This window comes from Pseudomonas sp. GW821-FHT02H06 (assembly GCF_059421525.1).
This window is the reverse complement of record NZ_JBWKVD010000007.1, coordinates 224,199-241,812: the sequence shown is the minus strand read 5'-3', so window position 1 is coordinate 241,812 and position 17,614 is coordinate 224,199. Positions and strand designations below refer to the sequence as shown.

Annotated in this window: 19 protein-coding genes and 1 other RNA gene; 7 read left to right on the top strand and 13 right to left on the bottom strand. The window is 60.3% G+C overall.

Going from position 1 to position 17,614, the window contains the following annotated elements; translation table 11 throughout:
- Window positions 1–13: 13 nt before the first annotated feature.
- Both rnpB and rsmI read right to left on the bottom strand, forming a co-directional pair.
- Window positions 14–371: RNase P RNA component class A (gene rnpB / locus AC07VF_RS14365), an RNA gene on the bottom strand.
- Between the two features lie 86 nt (window positions 372–457).
- Entirely contained in the window at window positions 458–1,363 is a 906-nt protein-coding gene (gene rsmI, locus AC07VF_RS14360; RefSeq protein ID WP_423574143.1) for a 16S rRNA (cytidine(1402)-2'-O)-methyltransferase, read from the bottom strand.
- Window positions 1,364–1,585: 222 nt separating this feature from the next.
- On the opposite strand from rsmI, the gene AC07VF_RS14355 reads away from it, so the two are divergent.
- The 4 genes from AC07VF_RS14355 (at window position 1,586) to AC07VF_RS14340 (ending at window position 5,134) form a co-directional block, all read left to right on the top strand.
- Entirely contained in the window at window positions 1,586–3,400 is a 1,815-nt protein-coding gene (locus AC07VF_RS14355; protein WP_495009084.1) for a penicillin-binding protein activator, read from the top strand.
- Window positions 3,397–3,771 carry a YraN family protein gene (locus tag AC07VF_RS14350; protein WP_282368964.1) on the top strand — a complete coding sequence of 125 codons (375 nt, stop codon included), beginning with the start codon at window positions 3,397–3,399 and terminating at the stop codon, window positions 3,769–3,771. Before AC07VF_RS14355 ends, AC07VF_RS14350 begins: the two co-directional genes overlap by 4 nt.
- Window positions 3,772–3,965: 194 nt before the next feature.
- On the top strand, window positions 3,966–4,559 hold the full coding sequence (locus AC07VF_RS14345; protein WP_065992135.1) for a phosphoheptose isomerase: 594 nt from the start codon (window positions 3,966–3,968) through the stop codon (window positions 4,557–4,559).
- Window positions 4,556–5,134, top strand: a complete 579-nt coding sequence (locus AC07VF_RS14340; RefSeq protein ID WP_192171767.1) for a BON domain-containing protein — start codon at window positions 4,556–4,558, stop codon at window positions 5,132–5,134. Before AC07VF_RS14345 ends, AC07VF_RS14340 begins: the two co-directional genes overlap by 4 nt.
- A gap of 78 nt (window positions 5,135–5,212) precedes the next feature.
- On the opposite strand, the gene AC07VF_RS14335 is transcribed toward AC07VF_RS14340, so the two are convergent.
- The 7 genes from AC07VF_RS14335 to rplM all read right to left on the bottom strand — a co-directional run bounded on the left by AC07VF_RS14335 (window position 5,213) and on the right by rplM (window position 10,019).
- Window positions 5,213–5,626: a ClpXP protease specificity-enhancing factor gene (locus tag AC07VF_RS14335; protein WP_192171768.1), complete on the bottom strand. Its 414-nt coding sequence runs from the start codon at window positions 5,624–5,626 to the stop codon at window positions 5,213–5,215.
- A gap of 18 nt (window positions 5,627–5,644) precedes the next feature.
- Entirely contained in the window at window positions 5,645–6,262 is a 618-nt protein-coding gene (locus AC07VF_RS14330) for a glutathione S-transferase N-terminal domain-containing protein (RefSeq protein ID WP_037014722.1), read from the bottom strand.
- A gap of 226 nt (window positions 6,263–6,488) precedes the next feature.
- Window positions 6,489–7,256, bottom strand: coding sequence for a cytochrome c1 (locus tag AC07VF_RS14325; protein WP_495009085.1), 768 nt, complete (start codon window positions 7,254–7,256; stop codon window positions 6,489–6,491).
- Window positions 7,256–8,467, bottom strand: a complete 1,212-nt coding sequence (locus tag AC07VF_RS14320) for a cytochrome b (protein ID WP_495009086.1) — start codon at window positions 8,465–8,467, stop codon at window positions 7,256–7,258. The genes AC07VF_RS14325 and AC07VF_RS14320 overlap by 1 nt, the downstream gene beginning before the upstream one ends.
- Complete coding sequence (petA, locus tag AC07VF_RS14315; RefSeq protein WP_192171891.1) at window positions 8,467–9,060, bottom strand: ubiquinol-cytochrome c reductase iron-sulfur subunit; 594 nt, start codon at window positions 9,058–9,060, stop codon at window positions 8,467–8,469. Before petA ends, AC07VF_RS14320 begins: the two co-directional genes overlap by 1 nt.
- A gap of 123 nt (window positions 9,061–9,183) precedes the next feature.
- Window positions 9,184–9,576, bottom strand: coding sequence for a 30S ribosomal protein S9 (gene rpsI, locus AC07VF_RS14310; RefSeq protein ID WP_065992123.1), 393 nt, complete (start codon window positions 9,574–9,576; stop codon window positions 9,184–9,186).
- Window positions 9,577–9,590: 14 nt separating this feature from the next.
- Window positions 9,591–10,019: a 50S ribosomal protein L13 gene (gene rplM, locus AC07VF_RS14305; RefSeq protein WP_019693576.1), complete on the bottom strand. Its 429-nt coding sequence runs from the start codon at window positions 10,017–10,019 to the stop codon at window positions 9,591–9,593.
- Between the two features lie 240 nt (window positions 10,020–10,259).
- Here rplM and AC07VF_RS14300 point away from each other — a divergent pair, with 240 nt between their 5' ends.
- Complete coding sequence (locus AC07VF_RS14300; RefSeq protein WP_495009087.1) at window positions 10,260–11,297, top strand: NADP(H)-dependent aldo-keto reductase; 1,038 nt, start codon at window positions 10,260–10,262, stop codon at window positions 11,295–11,297.
- 78 nt (window positions 11,298–11,375) lie between these two features.
- Here the strand turns inward: AC07VF_RS14300 and AC07VF_RS14295 are convergent, their stop codons facing one another.
- A complete protein-coding gene (locus tag AC07VF_RS14295; RefSeq protein ID WP_282368981.1) occupies window positions 11,376–12,512 on the bottom strand; it encodes an acyl-CoA dehydrogenase family protein in 1,137 nt (378 codons plus the stop codon).
- A gap of 220 nt (window positions 12,513–12,732) precedes the next feature.
- On the opposite strand from AC07VF_RS14295, the gene AC07VF_RS14290 reads away from it, so the two are divergent.
- A complete protein-coding gene (locus AC07VF_RS14290) occupies window positions 12,733–13,653 on the top strand; it encodes a GlxA family transcriptional regulator (RefSeq protein ID WP_172612965.1) in 921 nt (306 codons plus the stop codon).
- An 83-nt stretch (window positions 13,654–13,736) separates the two neighbouring features.
- Here AC07VF_RS14290 and zapE read toward each other — a convergent pair whose 3' ends face one another.
- The 3 genes from zapE to AC07VF_RS14275 form a co-directional block, all read right to left on the bottom strand.
- A complete protein-coding gene (zapE, locus tag AC07VF_RS14285) occupies window positions 13,737–14,831 on the bottom strand; it encodes a cell division protein ZapE (protein WP_495009088.1) in 1,095 nt (364 codons plus the stop codon).
- 61 nt (window positions 14,832–14,892) lie between these two features.
- Complete coding sequence (locus tag AC07VF_RS14280) at window positions 14,893–16,242, bottom strand: tryptophan--tRNA ligase (RefSeq protein WP_463583386.1); 1,350 nt, start codon at window positions 16,240–16,242, stop codon at window positions 14,893–14,895.
- A 27-nt stretch (window positions 16,243–16,269) separates the two neighbouring features.
- Window positions 16,270–16,899, bottom strand: a complete 630-nt coding sequence (locus AC07VF_RS14275) for an alpha/beta hydrolase (protein ID WP_192171774.1) — start codon at window positions 16,897–16,899, stop codon at window positions 16,270–16,272.
- A gap of 145 nt (window positions 16,900–17,044) precedes the next feature.
- Between AC07VF_RS14275 and AC07VF_RS14270 the strand changes: the two genes are divergently transcribed.
- Window positions 17,045–17,482 (top strand): Z-ring associated ZapG family protein, encoded by a 438-nt coding sequence (locus AC07VF_RS14270; RefSeq protein ID WP_133772171.1) that lies wholly within the window; start codon window positions 17,045–17,047, stop codon window positions 17,480–17,482.
- The last annotated feature ends 132 nt before the right edge of the window (window positions 17,483–17,614 follow it).

Sequence of the window (17,614 nt, the reverse complement as noted above, 5' to 3'; positions counted from 1 at the left end):
GGAAGAAAAGGAGGTGGAGAGTCGATCTGTAAGCCGGGTTCTGTCGAGGACAGTCATTCCTCTACGATGGCCATCACTGGACATCTTTAGCAACCTACCCGGTTCCAGCGCGGGCCACGCCTTGGAACCCTATTTGGTCTTGCTCCGAGTGGGGTTTACCTAGCCACGAACTGTTGCCAGACGTGCGGTGCGCTCTTACCGCACCTTTTCACCCTTACCGGCACCGAAGTGCTTAGGCGGTTATTTTCTGTGGCACTTTCCGTAGGCTCGCGCCCCCCAGGCGTTACCTGGCACTCCGCCCTATGGAGCCCGGACTTTCCTCCCCCCTCCATTGCAGAACAATGAAAGGCAGCGACTGTCCAATCGACTCTCCGCCGCCAAGGTTAATGGGAGGGCGGCTCAAGAACAAGCTTTAATCGGCTCTCGCGCCATTTGCAGAGCTGCCCGCGACATCCCGTCACACGCCTTTCTGCTTATCCAGCGCCACCTGATAGAGCAGGTTCTTGCGTACGCCGGTGATCTCTGCTGCCAGTGCGGCCGCACGCTTGAGGGGCATTTCCTCCAGCAGCAGATCCAGAACCCGCCGCGCTTCGGCGCCAATCACATCTTCGCCTTCAGGCTCGCTCCAGCCCGCCACAAGCACCACGCACTCGCCGCGCTGCTGATTACTGTCGCCCTCAACAAAGGCACGAAGCTCGGACAGCGGCAGCCCCTTGAGGGTTTCGAACGTTTTGGTCAATTCGCGGCCCAGCACGGCGGGACGGTCCGGACCGAAGACTGCTTCCATGTCCTGAAGGCATTCGAGAATGCGATGGGGCGCTTCATAGAAGATAAGCGTGCGCGGTTCTTCCTTGACGAGTTCGAGCCGCGCCTTTCGGCCCACCGACTTGGCCGGCAAGAAGCCTTCGAAGATGAAGCGGTCCGAGGGCAACCCCGCCGCAGAGAGCGCCGCGATCAAGGCGCAGGCGCCCGGGACCGGGATCACTTGAATACCGGCTGCCCGGGCCTGACGCACCAGATGGTAACCGGGGTCAGAAATGAGCGGCGTGCCGGCATCGGAAATCAGCGCGACGTTATCGCCGGCCAGCAGGCGCGTGATGAAGCGGCTCCCCTCCTCGCGCTCGTTGTGCTCATGACAGGCCGCCAATGGCGTCGGAATGCCGAAGTGCTGCATCAGCCGTAACGAGTGGCGGGTATCTTCTGCGGCAATCAGCGAAACATCGCGCAGCACCTTCAAGGCGCGGGCGCTGATGTCATCCAGGTTGCCGATCGGCGTGGCCACCACATAAAGCGCGCCTGTAGTGGAATTCGAAGCACCCGGAGCAGTCAAAGCGCACACCTCATGTTGTGTAAAAGCCTGCATTGTACAGGCTGCGGCCGACAAAACAGGACGTCGCACCCCGTGAGTTCAGAAAAGCAGCTCGAACACCCGCAACATGGCAGCGACTCCGCGACAGTCCGACTCACGTCAACTGACGCGCCCGGAGACGATCAATATCGCCGCTTTAACGCCTTCAACGTCGCGCCCCGGCCAGTGCTTGGGTACACTTCCACGCTAATTTGCTCGAGTATCAGGAACATACACATGATCGCTTGCCTGCGGCTGTTCTCTGCCCTCTGCCTCGCTGCCCTTCTGGCTGCCTGTGCCGGTTCGCCCTCCTCCAGCCTTGGCGAATTGCCTCGCTCCCCCGATGCCAGCATCGAACAACTGCTCGAACAGGCCGCTGCGGCAAAATCGCCTGATCAGGCAGCGTTGCTGAAACTGACGGCGGCCGACCTGGCAGCGCGCCAGAACAACCCGAGCCGCGCCGCGAGCATTCTCGAGCAGGTCCAGATGGATCAGCTCAAGACCGACAAGCAAATCTACGCCAACACCCTGTCTGCCGAACTGGCATTGGGTCGCAGCCAGCCGAAAGCTGCGCTGACCGCCCTCAACCACCCGAGCATGCAGCATCTGGGCGAGATGCCGGTTGACCTGCAGACCCGCACCCACACCGTTCGCGCCCGGGCTTTCGAAGCAGATGGTCAGACCCTCGCTGCTGCGAGCGAGCGTGTGTTCATGGGCCCGTTGCTGCAAGGCGACGCCCTGAATGCCAACAACGACGCCATCTGGACGCTGGTTGCTGCGCTGCCACCCGAGCAGCTGCAAAGCTCGGCCAACGATGACATGGGCGGCTGGCTGAGCCTGGCCCGCGCGGTCAAAGGCGCCGGCACGCTGGAACAGCAACAGGCGGCCATCGACAACTGGAAGGCGCAGAATCCGCAACACCCGGCTGCGCGCCAGCTGCCGACTGCCCTCGCGCAGCTGCGCGACCTGAAGAGCCAGCCGTTGACCAAGATTGCGCTGCTGCTGCCGCAAGACGGTCCGCTCGCCTCGGTCTCCCGCGCCCTGCGTGACGGCTTCATGGCCGCGAACTACCAAGCGCAGCAGGCCGGCGAGAAGCCACCTGCGATCGAAGTATTCGACAGCTCCCGCGTGACCTCGATGGACGCCTTTTATGCGCAAGCCAAGGCTGCAGGCGTGCAACTGGTAGTGGGTCCGCTGGAGAAGCCACTGGTTAAACAGCTGAGCGCTCGCCCTCAACTGCCGATCACCACGCTGGCGCTGAACTACAGCGATTCCGGCACCCAGGGCCCTGCCGAGCTGTTCCAGTTCGGTCTGGCAGCGGAAGACGAAGCCCGCGAAGTGGCCCGCCGTGCCTGGGCCGATGGCAAGCGCAGTGCGGTTGCCATGGTGCCGAAGGGCGAATGGGGTGATCGCGTGCTGGAGGCCTTCCGTCAAAGCTGGCAGGCCAAAGGCGGCACCTTGCTGGGTGCTGAGCGCATCGACCAGCCGGTCGCACTCGCTCAACAGGTTGCCGATCTGTTCCAGCTGCGCAACAGCGAAGGTCGCGCCCAGCGCGTGCAAAGCGCCACTGGCACGCAGATGGCCGCTCAGCCTTCCCGTCGCCAGGACGTGGACTTCATGTTCCTCGCTGCAACGCCTCAGCAGGCTCAGCAGATCAAGCCGACCATGGTCTTCCAGTACGCCGGCGATGTGCCGGTCTATGCCACTTCGCACCTGTTCACCAACAGCGGCGACCCGGCGATGTACAACGACCTGAACGGCGTGCGCTTCTGCGAAACCCCGTGGCTGCTGAACGCCAACGACCCACTGCGCCAGCAAGTGACGGCGCAATGGCCACAAGCCTCCGGCAGCCTTGGCCGTCTCTACGCCATGGGCATCGACGCGTACCGTCTGGCGCCACGACTGACGCAGTTGAAAACGCTGCCTGAGAGCCGCATCGACGGCCTGTCCGGCAGCCTGGCGATCGGCCAGGGCCAACGCATCGAGCGTCAACTGCCATGGGCAGAGTTCGTAGACGGCAAGGTCCAGCGCCTGCCGGACACCGCGCCTTGACCTCAGGCACGACCCGTCAAACCGCAGGGCGCGAGGCCGAAGCCTACGCCCTGCGTCACCTGCAACAGCATGGGTTGCGGCTGATTACCCGCAACTGGTCATGCAAACGCGGCGAGCTTGATCTGGTCATGCTCGACGGCGATACAGTAGTATTCGTCGAAGTTCGGTATCGTCGCCACGCCGGCTGGGGTGGTGCGCTGGAAAGCGTCGATTTTCGCAAGCAGGAAAAGCTCACGCTGGCGGCTCAGTCCTTTCTGCAAAGCGAGGTGCGCTGGGCCGATTCGCCGTGCCGCTTCGACGTCGTCGCGATCAATGGCGCTCCCGGCACATCACCCGCGCTTAACTGGCTGACCAACGCTTTCGATTGCTGAAAACGCGATGATTCCGTGGGATTGCAGCGTAAGATCGGCCGCCTTCCCGGCTAAAGCCGGTCCTACTGCACCAACCCAACGAACCACACTGGCTCTTTTGCTCTTTGCTTTGCGGGCTGCACAGTTTTGTGCCGGGACGCCGATGACTTATCGGACGCCGCCCCGACCAGCCGCCCCTATTAAGGTTTTCATAGATGGACATGCAATCCCGAATTCGCCAGCTTTTTCAGGCCAGCATCGACACCAAGCAACAGGCGATGGATGTTGTTGCACCCCACATCGAGCAAGCCAGCCAAGTGATGGTCAACGCCCTGCTCAACGAGGGCAAGATGCTCGCTTGCGGTAATGGCGGTTCGGCTGGCGATGCCCAGCACTTTTCTTCGGAGCTGCTCAACCGTTTCGAACGCGAGCGACCGAGCCTGCCCGCCATCGCGCTGACCACCGACACCTCCACCATCACCTCCATCGCCAACGACTACAGCTACAACGAAATCTTTTCCAAACAGATTCGTGCGCTGGGTCAGCCGGGCGATGTGCTGCTGGCGATTTCCACCAGCGGCAATTCGGCGAACATTATTCAGGCCATCCAGGCCGCACATGATCGTGAAATGATTGTCGTAGCCTTGACCGGTCGCGATGGCGGCGACGTTGCGTCGTTGCTGTTGCCGGAGGACGTTGAAATCCGCGTCCCGGCGAAAGTCACCGCACGTATTCAGGAAGTCCACCTGCTGGCGATCCACTGCCTTTGCGACTTGATCGACAGCCAACTGTTCGGGAGTGAAGAATGATATCCAAACGTCTTAGCCTGCTGGCCCTGACGCTCTGCCTGGGCATCAGCGGATGCAGCTCGGTGATCAACGCCAGCCGTGAAGCGCCGATCGATGACGATCGCGGTACACGCACCTTCGGCAGCAAGATCGACGACTCGCTGATCGAGACCAAGGTCGCGGTCAACATCGCCAAGGCCAGCCCTGATCTGGACAACGCGTCGCACATCGTCGTGACCAGCTTCAACGGCATCGTCCTGCTGGCCGGCCAGACCCCGCGCGCCGACCTCAAGCAACTGGCCGAGCAAACCGCCAGCCAGGTGCAGAAGGTCAAGAAGGTCAACAACGAGCTGCAGGTCACCGGCCCGTCCTCGATGCTGGCGCGCAGCAATGACGCCTGGCTGACGAGCAAGATCAAAACCGAGATGCTCACCGACAGCGCCATCCCGGGCTCGCGCATCAAGGTCGTGACTGAAAACGGCATCGTCTACCTGCTGGGCCTGCTGACCCAGGCCGAAGCCACCCGCGCCACCAACCTGGTGCAAGGCGTCGGCGGCGTGCAGAAGATCGTGAAGCTGTTTGAGTACATTGACTGACGGTGTGATAGCCGCCAATCGGCACACACAAAAAAGGCGATCCCTTGGGATCGCCTTTTTCGTTGCTGCAGAAGCGACTTACTTGACCACTTTCAGACTCGGCCGGCCCGTAGGGCGTGGTGGCTCGTCGTTCGGTGGCGGCATGTCGTCTTCGACGTCCAGATCTTCGTCTTCATCCACAGCAGGCTCCAGGTCGAAGACCATGCCCTGCCCGTTCTCGCGGGCATAAATGCCCATGATCGCGGCAATGGGCACGTACAGGCTGTGGGGAACGCCGCCGAAGCGGCCTTCGAAACTCACCGCGTCGTTGTCCATGTGCAAATGGCGAACGGCGCTCGGCGAGATGTTCAGAACGATCTGCCCGTCATTGGCGAAGCCTTGCGGGACTTGCACCGCTGGGTAATCGGCATTGACGAGTACGTGCGGTGTGCAATCGTTATCGACGATCCACTCATACAGCGCGCGGATCAGATAAGGGCGACTGGAGTTCATCAAACGGCTCCTAAGGCCTTAGCGCATGTCGCGTTCGACACCAGACAGACTTGCCTGAAATGCCTCACGCGCAAATTGGCGCTCCATGTAGTCAAGCAGCGGCTTGGCGGGCCGCGGCAATTCGATACCCAGAATCGGCAGGCGCCAGAGTATGGGCAATAGACAGCAGTCGACCAGACTTTGCTCGTCGCTCAGGAAAAAAGGCTTATCCGCGAACAACGGCGATACGCCGGTCAGACTTTCGCGCAGCTCCTTGCGCGCCTGAACACGTGCGGCTTCTTTGCTGCGCGGGTCCAGAATCAGATCCACCAGACCGCACCAGTCGCGCTGAATCCTGTGGATCAGCAAGCGGCTGTTGGCACGCGCCACCGGATAGACCGGGAGCAGCGGCGGATGGGGATAACGCTCGTCCAGGTATTCCATTACCACCGTCGACTCGTACAACGCCAGGTCACGATCAACCAGGGTCGGCACGCTGCCGTACGGATTCACCTCGATCAATTTGGGCGGATGACGGCCCTCGACAACTTCAATGATCTCGGCGCTGACACCTTTCTCGGCGAGCACAATGCGCACGCGATGGGAATAGTGGTCGGCGGGGTCGGAGTAACAGGCCAACCGATTGGTCACGCCCATGGCGGTCCTCCTCGCTTGTAGATATTCAAAAAGCAGAAATACGGATGCGCCGCGAGGGCGCTTTCGGCGACGTCCACGATGATCGGGTGTTCAACGCGGGCGACAAGATAGCTCATTTACTCAAGGTAGATTCTGCAATCTTCAGCCCGCCACTATACCCGCTCTGCCTCCATTACCTGAAACAGCGCTGCTGCAGGTGGCCGCGACACGCGAATCAGACGCCTGCTCAACGAATGTCTTTCCAGAATTCACGCTTGAGCAGCCAGGCCAGGATGAACAACACGGCGAGGTAAAGCAGCACGTAGGTGCCGATGCGCTGATGCTGCAGCTTGTCCGGGTTGGCCGAATAGGCGAGGAAGGTGACGAGGTTCTTCACCTTCTCGTCGAACTGCGCTTCGGTCAACGTGCCAGTGTTGGGCACGATGATCAGCTGATTGCAGGCTTCGTGATTCAGGGGCGTGTCGGTGTGTTTTCCCCCATCCTCGACGCGCTGAACCTCCTTGCAGGCAAGCCTCTGACGCCCCTGAAGCCCTTCCAGCACGTTGGGCATGGCCACGCCGGGGAAAACGGTGTTGTTCACGCCCCAGGGCCGCGTTGAGTCCTCGTAGAACGAACGCAGGTAGCCATAGAGCCAGTCAGTTCCGCGCACGCGGGCGACTAGGGTCAGATCGGGCGGTGCCGCGCCAAACCAGGCTTTTGCATCCGCGGGCTGCATGCCGATGGTCATGTGATCACCGATCTTCGCTCCGGCAGGTGCCAGCTTTTCCAGCATGCGCTCGTGGGAAATGCCTAAATCGTCCGCGACGCGTTCATAGCGCTGGAATTTGGCGCTGTGGCAACCCATGCAGTAATCAACGAACGTCCGTGCGCCATCCTGCAGGGCGGACTTGTCGGACACATCGATATCAACGCTCTCAAGGCCCGCGCCATGCTCATCCGCGAACGACAGCGCCGGCAACAGGGCCATGAGCAAAACAACGAGCAGGGTTTTCATCAGCCGGTCACCCTGTCCGGTACCGGCTTCGTCCGCTCCATGCGCGTGTAGAACGGCATCAGGATGAAGTTGGCGAAATACGTGAAGGTGCAGACTTGTGACAGCAATGCGCGCCCGGGGCTCGGCGGAAGAACGCCCAGCATCCCGAGCGTCACGAAGCACACGCAAAACACCGTAAGCCCCGCGCGGCTCAGCCAACCCTTGTAGCGCATCGATTTGACCGGGCTGCGGTCAAGCCACGGCAGCACGAACAGTACGGCAATGGCCGCACCCATGGCCATGACGCCGAGAAGCTTGTCCGGGATGGCGCGCAAGATCGCGTAGAACGGCGTGAAGTACCAGACCGGCGCAATGTGCTCCGGGGTCTTGAGTGGGTTCGCTGGCTCGAAGTTGGGCTGCTCGAGAAAGTAGCCACCCATCTCCGGGAAGAAAAACACCACCGAGCAAAAGATGAACAGAAACACCACGACGCCGAGCAGATCCTTGACCGTGTAGTACGGGTGGAAGGGAATGCCGTCCAGCGGGTTGCCGTTCTCGTTCTTGTACTTGTTGATGTCGACGCCGTCGGGGTTATTCGAGCCCACTTCATGCAGCGCCAGAATATGCAACACCACAAGCCCGAGGATCACGATTGGCAGCGCCACGACGTGCAGCGCGAAGAAGCGGTTGAGGGTGATCGCGGAGACCAGATAATCGCCGCGGATCCATTGTGCGAGGTCGTTGCCGATCACCGGAATGGCGCCAAACAGGGAAATGATCACCTGGGCGCCCCAGTACGACATCTGCCCCCACGGCAGCAGGTAGCCTGTAAACGCCTCCGCCATCAGCGCCAGATAAATCAGCATGCCGAAGATCCAGACCAACTCGCGTGGCTTCTGATACGAGCCGTACAGCAGGCCGCGAAACATGTGCAGGTAGATGACGATGAAGAATGCCGACGCGCCGGTCGAATGCAACAACCGCAGGATCGAGCCGTATTCGACGTCGCGCATGATGGACTCGACCGAGGCAAAGGCGCCCTCTGCCGTGGGCGTGTAACTCATGGTCAGCCAGATGCCCGTGAGGATCTGGTTGACCAGCACCAGCAACGCCAGCGCGCCGAAGATATAGAAAAAATTCAGGTTTCTGGGCACGTAGTACTTGCTGAGGTGGTTTTCCCACATTGAGGTCACGGGCAAGCGCGCATTGATCCAGTCCATGAGCCTGCTCATCACGCTTCCTCCTGATCCACGCCAATGACGATGATTGAGTCCGACTCGTAGGAATGCGGCGGCACTGGCAAATTCAGCGGTGCAGGCTGTGCCTTGTACACGCGGCCAGCCAAATCGTAACGGGAGCCGTGGCAGGGACAGAAATATCCGCCGACCCAGTCCTTGCCCAAGTCAGCGGGGGCGACTTCGGGGCGAAACGTCGGTGAGCAGCCGAGATGGGTACAGATGCCGACCAACAGCAGGATTTCCGGCCGGATGGAACGCACCACCGGATCGACGTAGCCAGGCTGGGTGGAGGCCTTTGACTCGGGGTCGGAGAGCTTGCCGGTAAGCTGGCCCAGACGGGAAAGGATCTCGGGCGTACGACGGACAACGAACACCGGCTGCCCGCGCCATTCGGCGATCATCTGCTGGCCGGGCTCGATCTTGCTGATGTTGACTTTGACAGGCGCTCCCGCAGCCCTGGCCTTGGCGCTCGGGAACCATGAGCCCACGAACGGCACGGCGGCGCCGACCGCCCCTGCTGCGCCCACCACAGACGTGGCCGTCACAAGGAAGCGACGCCGGCCCGTGTTTACGCCGTCATTGCCCATGGCGCCCTCTCCCGTCAGCATCCGAGATCTCCTTGACCAGGCCCTCGGAATCAATAAAAGACAGCCATAAAAAAACGCCCAGCTTCGTATAGAAACTGAGCGTTCTTTTTGAACGGAAGCGAATTAACGCTTCGAGTACTGCGGACGCTTACGCGCTTTACGCAGACCGACTTTCTTACGTTCAACTTCGCGAGCATCGCGAGTGACGAAGCCTGCTTTGCGCAGAGCGCCGCGCAGGGTTTCGTCGTACTGCATCAGAGCGCGGGTGATACCGTGGCGGATTGCGCCAGCTTGACCACTCACACCACCGCCGATGACAGTGACGTAGATGTCGAATTTCTCGACAGTCTGAGTCAGTTCCAGCGGCTGACGAACTACCATGCGGGCAGTTTCGCGACCGAAGAACGAGTCCAGGGAACGGTTGTTGATGGAGATGTTACCGGTGCCCGGACGCAGGAAAACGCGAGCGGTTGCGGTCTTGCGACGGCCAGTGCCGTAATTTTGAGTCGCCGACATAATGAACTATTCCGTTAAAACTTCAGTTCTTGGGGCTGCTGAGCAGTATGAGGGTGTGCAGCGCCCGCATAGACTTTCAGCTTACGATACATGTCGCGACCCAGCGGGTTCTTAGGCAGCATGCCTTTGACCGCGGTCTCGATCACGCGCTCAGGAGCTTTGGCGATCAGCTTTTCAAAGTTGATCGACTTGATCCCGCCCGGGAAACCGGAGTGAGAGTAGTAGATCTTGTCGGTGGTCTTGGCACCGGTCACACGGATCTGCTCGGCATTGATCACGACGATGTAGTCGCCAGTGTCAACGTGCGGAGTGTATTCCGGCTTGTGCTTGCCACGCAGACGGCTCGCGATTTCAGTGGCCAGACGACCCAGGGTCTGACCAGCAGCGTCGACGACGAACCAGTCGCGCTTTACTGTTTCCGGTTTAGCGGTAAAAGTTTTCATTCTTTATAGCCTCAAAGGCCGCCCTGAAAAATAGACGGCGGAGCATACTCATTAGTACGGTCTTTGACAAGTCAAAGGCCGCCGGGCACGAACGCTATAGGGGGCTCGGGTCAGCGCGTTCGATCGCAGCGGTTTCTTTTGGCGCGGGGCATCACTCCAGCGACAAAGAGGAGCGGAATTATGCAGATTGCGAAAAAAATTTCAACCTGCTTTTATGGCTCTTTTAAACAGGAGAGCCAAATGGACTACCGCCAACTGGGCAGAACCGACCTCAATGTCAGCGCAATCTGCCTCGGCACCATGACTTGGGGCGAGCAGAACAGCCAGTCCGAGGCCTTCGCGCAGATAGAACGGGCCAAGGCCGCCGGCATCAATTTCATCGACACCGCCGAGATGTATCCGGTGCCGCCGAAGAAAGAAACCTACGCCAGCACCGAGACCATCATCGGCAACTGGTTCAAGCAGAGCGGCGACCGCGCTGACTGGATCCTCGCCAGCAAGATCGCCGGTCCCGGCAACGGCATTGATTACATTCGTGACGGCCAGCTGAAATTCAACCGCGATCACATCGTCGCGGCGCTGGATGCGAGCTTGAAACGCCTGCAGACCGACTACCTCGATCTGTATCAATTGCACTGGCCTGAGCGCAGCACCAACTTCTTCGGCAAGCTCGGTTACAACCACAGCGAGGAGCACTTCACCCCGCTGCTGGAAGTGCTCGAAGCGCTGGACGAGCAGGTCAAGGCCGGCAAGATCCGCCACGTCGGTCTGTCCAACGAAACGCCGTGGGGCACCATGAAGTTTCTTGCTGAGTCCGACGCCCATGGTCTGACGCGGCCCGTGTCCATTCAGAACCCCTACAACCTGCTCAACCGCAGCTTCGAGGTGGGTCTGGCGGAAGTGGCGATTCGTGAGCAATGTGGCCTGCTAGCCTACTCGCCCATGGCCTTCGGGATGTTGTCTGGCAAATACGCCGACGGCGCCCGTCCTGCCAAGGGCCGTTTGAGCCTGTACAGCCGCTTCACGCGCTACTTCAATCCGCAATCGGAAGCGGCCTGCGCGCGTTATGTTGCGCTGGCTCGCGAGCACGGTCTTGATCCGGCTCAAATGGCCCTGGCGTTCGTGACCGGGCGCAGCTTCGTTACCAGCAACATTATCGGTGCAACGACGCTGGAGCAGCTGGAAAGCAACCTGGCGAGCGCGGAACTGGTGCTGTCGGATGAAGTGCTGGCGGGCATTGACGCGATTCACAAGGATCAACCGAATCCTGCGCCTTGATCGGTGATTGCGTGATCGCTGATTGACTGTGGAACCGCAGAGGGTCTTTACAAGGCCCCTCTGGGGTTCCGCACAGGATTACAGAGACCGGGCGATGATCTCTTTCATGATTTCGTTGGTCCCGGCATAAATCCGCTGCACCCGCGCATCGGCCCACGCCCGGGCGATCGGGTACTCCCACATGAAGCCGTAGCCGCCATGCAGCTGCACGCATTCATCCAGCACCTTGCACTGCAGGTCGGTTGACCAGTATTTCGCCATGGCTGCCGTCGGCACATCCAGCTTGCCTTCCAGATGCAACTCCAGGCACCGATCGATGAACGTACGACCAATCTGAACTTCGGTGGCGATTTCGGCCAGTTTGAAGCGGGTGTTCTGGAAGTCGATGATGGCCTTGCCAAAGGCTTTGCGCTCACGCGTGTAATCGAGCGTCCACTGCAAGGCCGCTTCGGCGGAGGCAATGGCGCCGATGGCGACCGTCAGACGCTCCTGGGGCAGTTCCTGCATCAGATACGCAAAACCCATCCCGGCCTGGCCGAGCAGGTTCTCCTTGGGCACTCTCACGTCCTGGAAGAACAGTTCCGACGTGTCCTGCGCCTTCATGCCGACCTTCTCCAGTCGCTTGCCCTTCGCGAAGCCGGGCGTGCCCGCTTCCACAACGAACAGACTGGTGCCCTTCGCGCCTGCCTTGGGGTCGGTCTTCGCGACCACGATCACCAGATCGGCGAGAAAGCCATTGGTGATAAACGTCTTCGAACCATTGATGACGTACTCGTCGCCATCCAGCACCGCAGTGGTCTTGACCCCTTGCAGGTCGGAACCCGCGCCAGGCTCGGTCATCGCGATGGCAGTGACCAGCTCCCCCGAAACCAGCTTGGGCAAATAGTTGAGCTTCAGCGCCTCGCTTCCGTAATGCAGGATGTACGGCGCGACGATGTCCGAATGCAGGGAGAAGCCGATGCCGGTCAGGCCGAGGCGGGAAATTTCTTCGATCACCACCGTGGTGTAGAGAAAATCCGCGCCCATGCCGCCGTACTCTTCCGGCAAATGCGAACACAACATGCCCTGCTCCCCGGCCCGGTTCCACAGCGTGCGGTCGATGTGGCCCTGCTTCTCCCACTGGGCATGAAAGGGCGCCGCGTGCTGTTCGAAGAACTTGCGCACGCTATTTCGGAAAAGCTCGTGCTCCGAGCTGAAGAGTGTTCTGGGAAGCATGGCTGCACCTGATGCGAAGAATTGTCGGACAAAACGTCAGCAGAGCGTAGGCGCAGCCGGTTGACGGCGACACTGGACACATCCGACAAAAAATAAGACGATCACGCCGTTGCTTGACCACTTTCCCATATAAGAACAAAAGACTATGTCTATCCAACCAAACGCGCCGTTGCGGCGTGTCAGCATTCTTGCGATCGATGGAATTTTTGCCTCCACGCTCATGCAAGCCAAAGACTTCTTTCACCTCGCCAGCCTGCGCTACGGCAAGCAGTTGGGACAGGGCTTCAAGCCGGCGTTTGAAACCCGACTGGTCAGCCCGGACGGCAAGGAAGTCCGCAGTTTCAGCGACGTCGTGATCCCTGTAGACGGCGTGCTTGAACACAGCGACATCATCATCCTTCCCGCCTTTGTCGAAGACTTCGACACCCTGCGCGAGCGCTATCCGCAAATCCTGCCGTGGCTGCGTGAGCAGCATGCGCGCGGCGCCGTGCTCTGCGGTGAAGCCAGCGGCGTATTCTGGCTGGGAGACGCTGGATTGCTCGACGGCAAGGAAGCGACCACCTACTGGCGGTTCTTCAACGAATTCGCCGAGCGCTTTCCGAACGTGCTGCTGAATCAGGAAAAGCACCTCACCGACGCCGATAACCTGTATTGCGCAGGCGGCACGATTTCAGCGTGTGATCTGTACATCTACCTGATCGAGCGCTTCTGCGGCGCCCATGTCGCGCAGACCGTCGCCCGCGACATTCTCTATGAAGTGCAGCGCAGCTACGCACCGGGACGGATTGGTTTTGGCGGGCAGAAGCTGCACCAGGACGTGATCATCCTGCAGATTCAGCACTGGCTTGAAGAGCACTTCGCCGACAAATTCCGTTTCGAGGATGTGGCCCGGGAGCACGGCATGAGCATCCGCAACTTCATGCGCCGCTTCCAGACGGCAACGGGCGACAAGCCACTGCATTATCTGCAACGGCTGCGGATCGAAACCGCAAAGGGCTTGCTGTCAGGCTCACGAAAGAGCATCAAGACCATCAGCTATGAAGTGGGCTACGACGACGCCAGCTTCTTCGCGCGCCTGTTCCGCCAACACACCGACCTGTCACCGAACCAATACCGGCAGCAGTTTCAGCAGGCGGCCTAGAGTCAGCTTCAAGCGGCAAGTCTCAAGCTGCAAGTGGCGAGATGACCTCTTGCAGCTTGTCGCTTGAAGCTTGCAGCTGCTCCCTAGGGCTTATGCGCCCGCGACAGGAACTCGTGGGACTGCATTTCCAGCAACCGGCTGAGCGTGCGCTGGAATTCGAAGTTCAGGCGGCCGCCGGTGTACAGGTCTTTCAATTCGACTTCCGCCGAGATGATCAACTTGACGTTGCGGTCGTAGAACTCGTCGACCATGTTGATGAACCGGCGCGCGATGTCGTCGGTGGTCACGCTCATCTGCTCGACGCCGCTGAGCAGCACCGCATGGAAGATCTTCCCGAGTTCGATGTAGTCGTTCTGGCTACGCGGCCCGTCGCACAGCTCACGGAAGTCGAACCACGCCACGTCGTCGCAGGTACGGATGGCCTTGATCTGCCGATTCTCGATGATCAGCACATCGTTCTCGATGGCCTTGGTGCATTCAGGAGTCAGCGCGCGGAAGCTTTTGCCCAGGCTCTCCTCCGCCGCTTCGTTCAGCGGGAAGTGGAACAGCTCGGCTTGCTCCAGATGGCGCAGTCGATAGTCGACGCCGCTGTCGACGTTGACGATTTCGGTGTTTTGCTTGATCAGCGCAATCGCCGGCAGGAAACGCGCACGCTGCAGACCGTCCTTGTACAGACCGTCGGGAACGATGTTCGACGTCGCGACCAGGGTCACACCGTTCTTGAACAGCTCTTCCATCAGCGTGCCGAGGATCATCGCGTCGGTAATGTCCGATACGAAGAATTCGTCGAAACAGATCACCCGCGCTTCTTCAGAGAATTGCTTGGCAATCAGGGTCAGCGGGTTCTTCTCGCCCTTGAGGTTTTTCATCTCCTCGTGCACACGCTTCATGAAGCGGTGGAAGTGCGTGCGCGTCTTGTCTTCAAACGGCAGCGCTTCGAAGAATGTGTCGACCAGGTAGGTCTTGCCCCGGCCCACACCGCCCCAGAAATACAGCCCCTTCACAATCGGGGCCTCTTTCTTGCCGAACAGCTTGCCCAGCAATCCCGGCTTGCGGTCATGGGCGGCGACCAGATCGTCGTACAGACGCTGCAGATGGCGCACCGCATTCTCTTGCGCGGCGTCGTGGAAAAAGTCCGGACGCTTCAGGTCAGCTTGGTATCGTTCTAGAGGGGTCATAGTCGCTTGCAAGGGAGCAAAAACGGGCCGTCACTGTAGCGATGGCCCATTGGAATGGCAATTAATCCTGTTGTGGCGCGAGCGCCAGTTTCAGGCTCTCGATCGCGGCGTCGCGGGCGGCGGCATCGGCGAACGCCGGGCTGTCGGCGACACAGGCATCACTCAGCCACAGGGTAAAGGCATCGCCTTCGGGCCGAATGTCCAGCTCACCGCCCTGCTGCAGCTGTTTGGTCACGGCGCCGGCCGCCTTGCCGTCTGTGAAACTGCGCGACAGCAGCAGTTGCTCGCCGTCGGCCGCCAGCAGGCGGAAGCGGAAGCTGCCGTCGTCTTCGCGGAAACTGATGAAGCGAGGGCCTTTGCTGGCCTTCTTCTTGGTCGCCGTGACGGTTTGCGCAGCGGTACGGAATGAACGCAGGCCAACCGCTTCACGCAGCTCGCCCAGAAACGGCGTGGCCACACGACGGGCCTTCTCGGCGCCCGCTTGCAGAATGTCTTCCAGGTCGGTTGGCCGCTCGATCAGGCGATGGTAATTCTCCCGTGCCTCGCCCAGCTCCGCGTCCAGCAACTGGAACAGGCGTTGCTTGGCATCGCCCCAACCCAACCCCTGGAGCAGGTCGGCGCGGAACTCGTCGCCCTGTTCCTTGGTAGCAAATGCCTGGTACAGCGTGAACAGATGCGAAGTGTCCGGATCCTTGGCCTCGCCCGGCAGACGAGAGTCCGTGACGATGCGGGATATTGCTTCCTTCATGTCTTTGGCGCTGGTGAACAGCGGCACGGTGTTGTCGTAGCTCTTCGACATCTTGCGGCCGTCCAGGCCAGGGAGTGTCGCGACGCTTTCCTCGATCAGCGCTTCCGGCATCACGAAGAATTCTTTGCCGTTGCCGAACAGGTGATTGAAGCGCTGACCGATATCGCGCGCCATTTCGACGTGCTGGATCTGATCGCGACCGACAGGCACTTGATGGGCGTTGAACATGAGGATGTCGGCGGCCATCAACACCGGGTAGCTGAACAGGCCCATGGTGATGCCAGCGTCCGGGTCTTCACCGGCTTCGACGTTCTTGTCCACCGAGGCTTTGTAGGCGTGGGCGCGATTGAGCAGGCCCTTGCCGGCAACGCAGGTGAGCAGCCAGGTCAGCTCGGGAATTTCCGGAATGTCGGACTGGCGATAGAACGTGACGCGCTCGACGTCCAGCCCTGCCGCGAGCCAGGTCGCGGCGATTTCCAGACGCGAGCGCTGAATGCGCAGCGGGTCATCGCATTTGATCAGCGCGTGGTAGTCGGCCAGAAAGTAGAAAGAGTCAGCGTCGCTCTGGCGGCTGGCAACGATGGCCGGGCGGATGGCGCCGGCGTAGTTGCCCAGGTGCGGCGTGCCGGTGGTGGTGATACCGGTCAGGATACGAGTGGTCATGGCTAGTCGCTTATTTGGGTGCTGCGATCAATTCGAAAGGCGCGGCAGAATCAGATCCTTGAGATCAGTCAGCTTGCCGTGAAAAAAGTGCCCGCATTCTGCCACTTTCAGCAGCTCATGGGGACGCTGAAGCGTGTCAGACCATGCGTACACGAGTTGTGGGTCAACGACTTCGTCGGTTTCCGGCTGAATCAGCGTCAGCGCGCCCTTCTGCGGCAACGCCTCTACGTTGGCAATCCGCATTACGGCGGGTGCGACCATGAACACATGCTTCAGGGTTTCGCCTTCAGCCTCAAGACGCCCGCCCAAGGTAGCCGCCACGAAACCGCCGAAGGAGAAGCCGAACAACGTCATGGGCAGATCGGGATGTTTATCCCGCAGCCACTTTGCGGCAGCCTGTGCATCGTCGACTTCGCCTTCGCCCATGTCCGAGCTGCCAGCGCTGGCGCCGACGCCGCGATAGTTGAAGCGCAGCGTAATCAGACCAGCATCACGCGCGGTGCGCTGCAGGGTCGAGATCACTTTATTGAGCATGGTGCCGCCCTGAACCGGGTTAGGATGGCATATCAGCGCGATGCCCTTGGGCTCGTCCAGATCAAGGTACAACGCTTCGAGTTGGCCCACCGGGCCATCGATGAATACAGGGGTCTCACGCATGAGCAAGAATGAACTCCGTGACCTTCAATTGGGTCGACTCGTCTAGCTGATTGTCTGTGGCTGGCAGGCTGGCGACGCGTCGCCGCTATACAGCGCAGGTTCGAGCCGTTAACGTAAAGCAAAGCCGTTTATAGAGGAAGGACTCGTGGATTACTCGCTCTTAGTTTGGTTGCTGCCGACCATCGCCCTGGTGGTCGGTGTGATCATCGGTTTCTTCGTGGCGCGCGCGCTGCCCAATGCCGTGCCTAACGGGACTCAGCGCCAGCTGGATGACGTTCAGGAGCGTTTCGATACCTATCAGAACGAAGTGATCACTCACTTCAACAGCACCGCCAATCTGGTGCAGAAGCTGTCGCAGAGCTACCACGATGTTCAGGAGCATCTGGCCGAAGGCGCCAACCGCCTGGCGACCGACGACATCACCCGTCAACGCCTGCTGGCCGCGCTGCATCCGGAGGCGCTCCATCCGCACCGCGATCGCCTGACGCCGCCGCGCACGGCTGCTGAACCACCGAAGGACTACGCGCCCAAGTCGCCAGACTCCCCCGGCATGCTGGATGAGCATTACGGTTTGAAGAAGTAAGAACACACGTTTCGCAAAAAGCCCGCCCCTGGGGTGATCAGGGGCGGGCTTTTTTGTGGGCGGCGGATTGATCCCGATCCGCAATGGCAAGAGAAACAAAAAACCCGCCATCACTGGCGGGTTTCTTGTTCG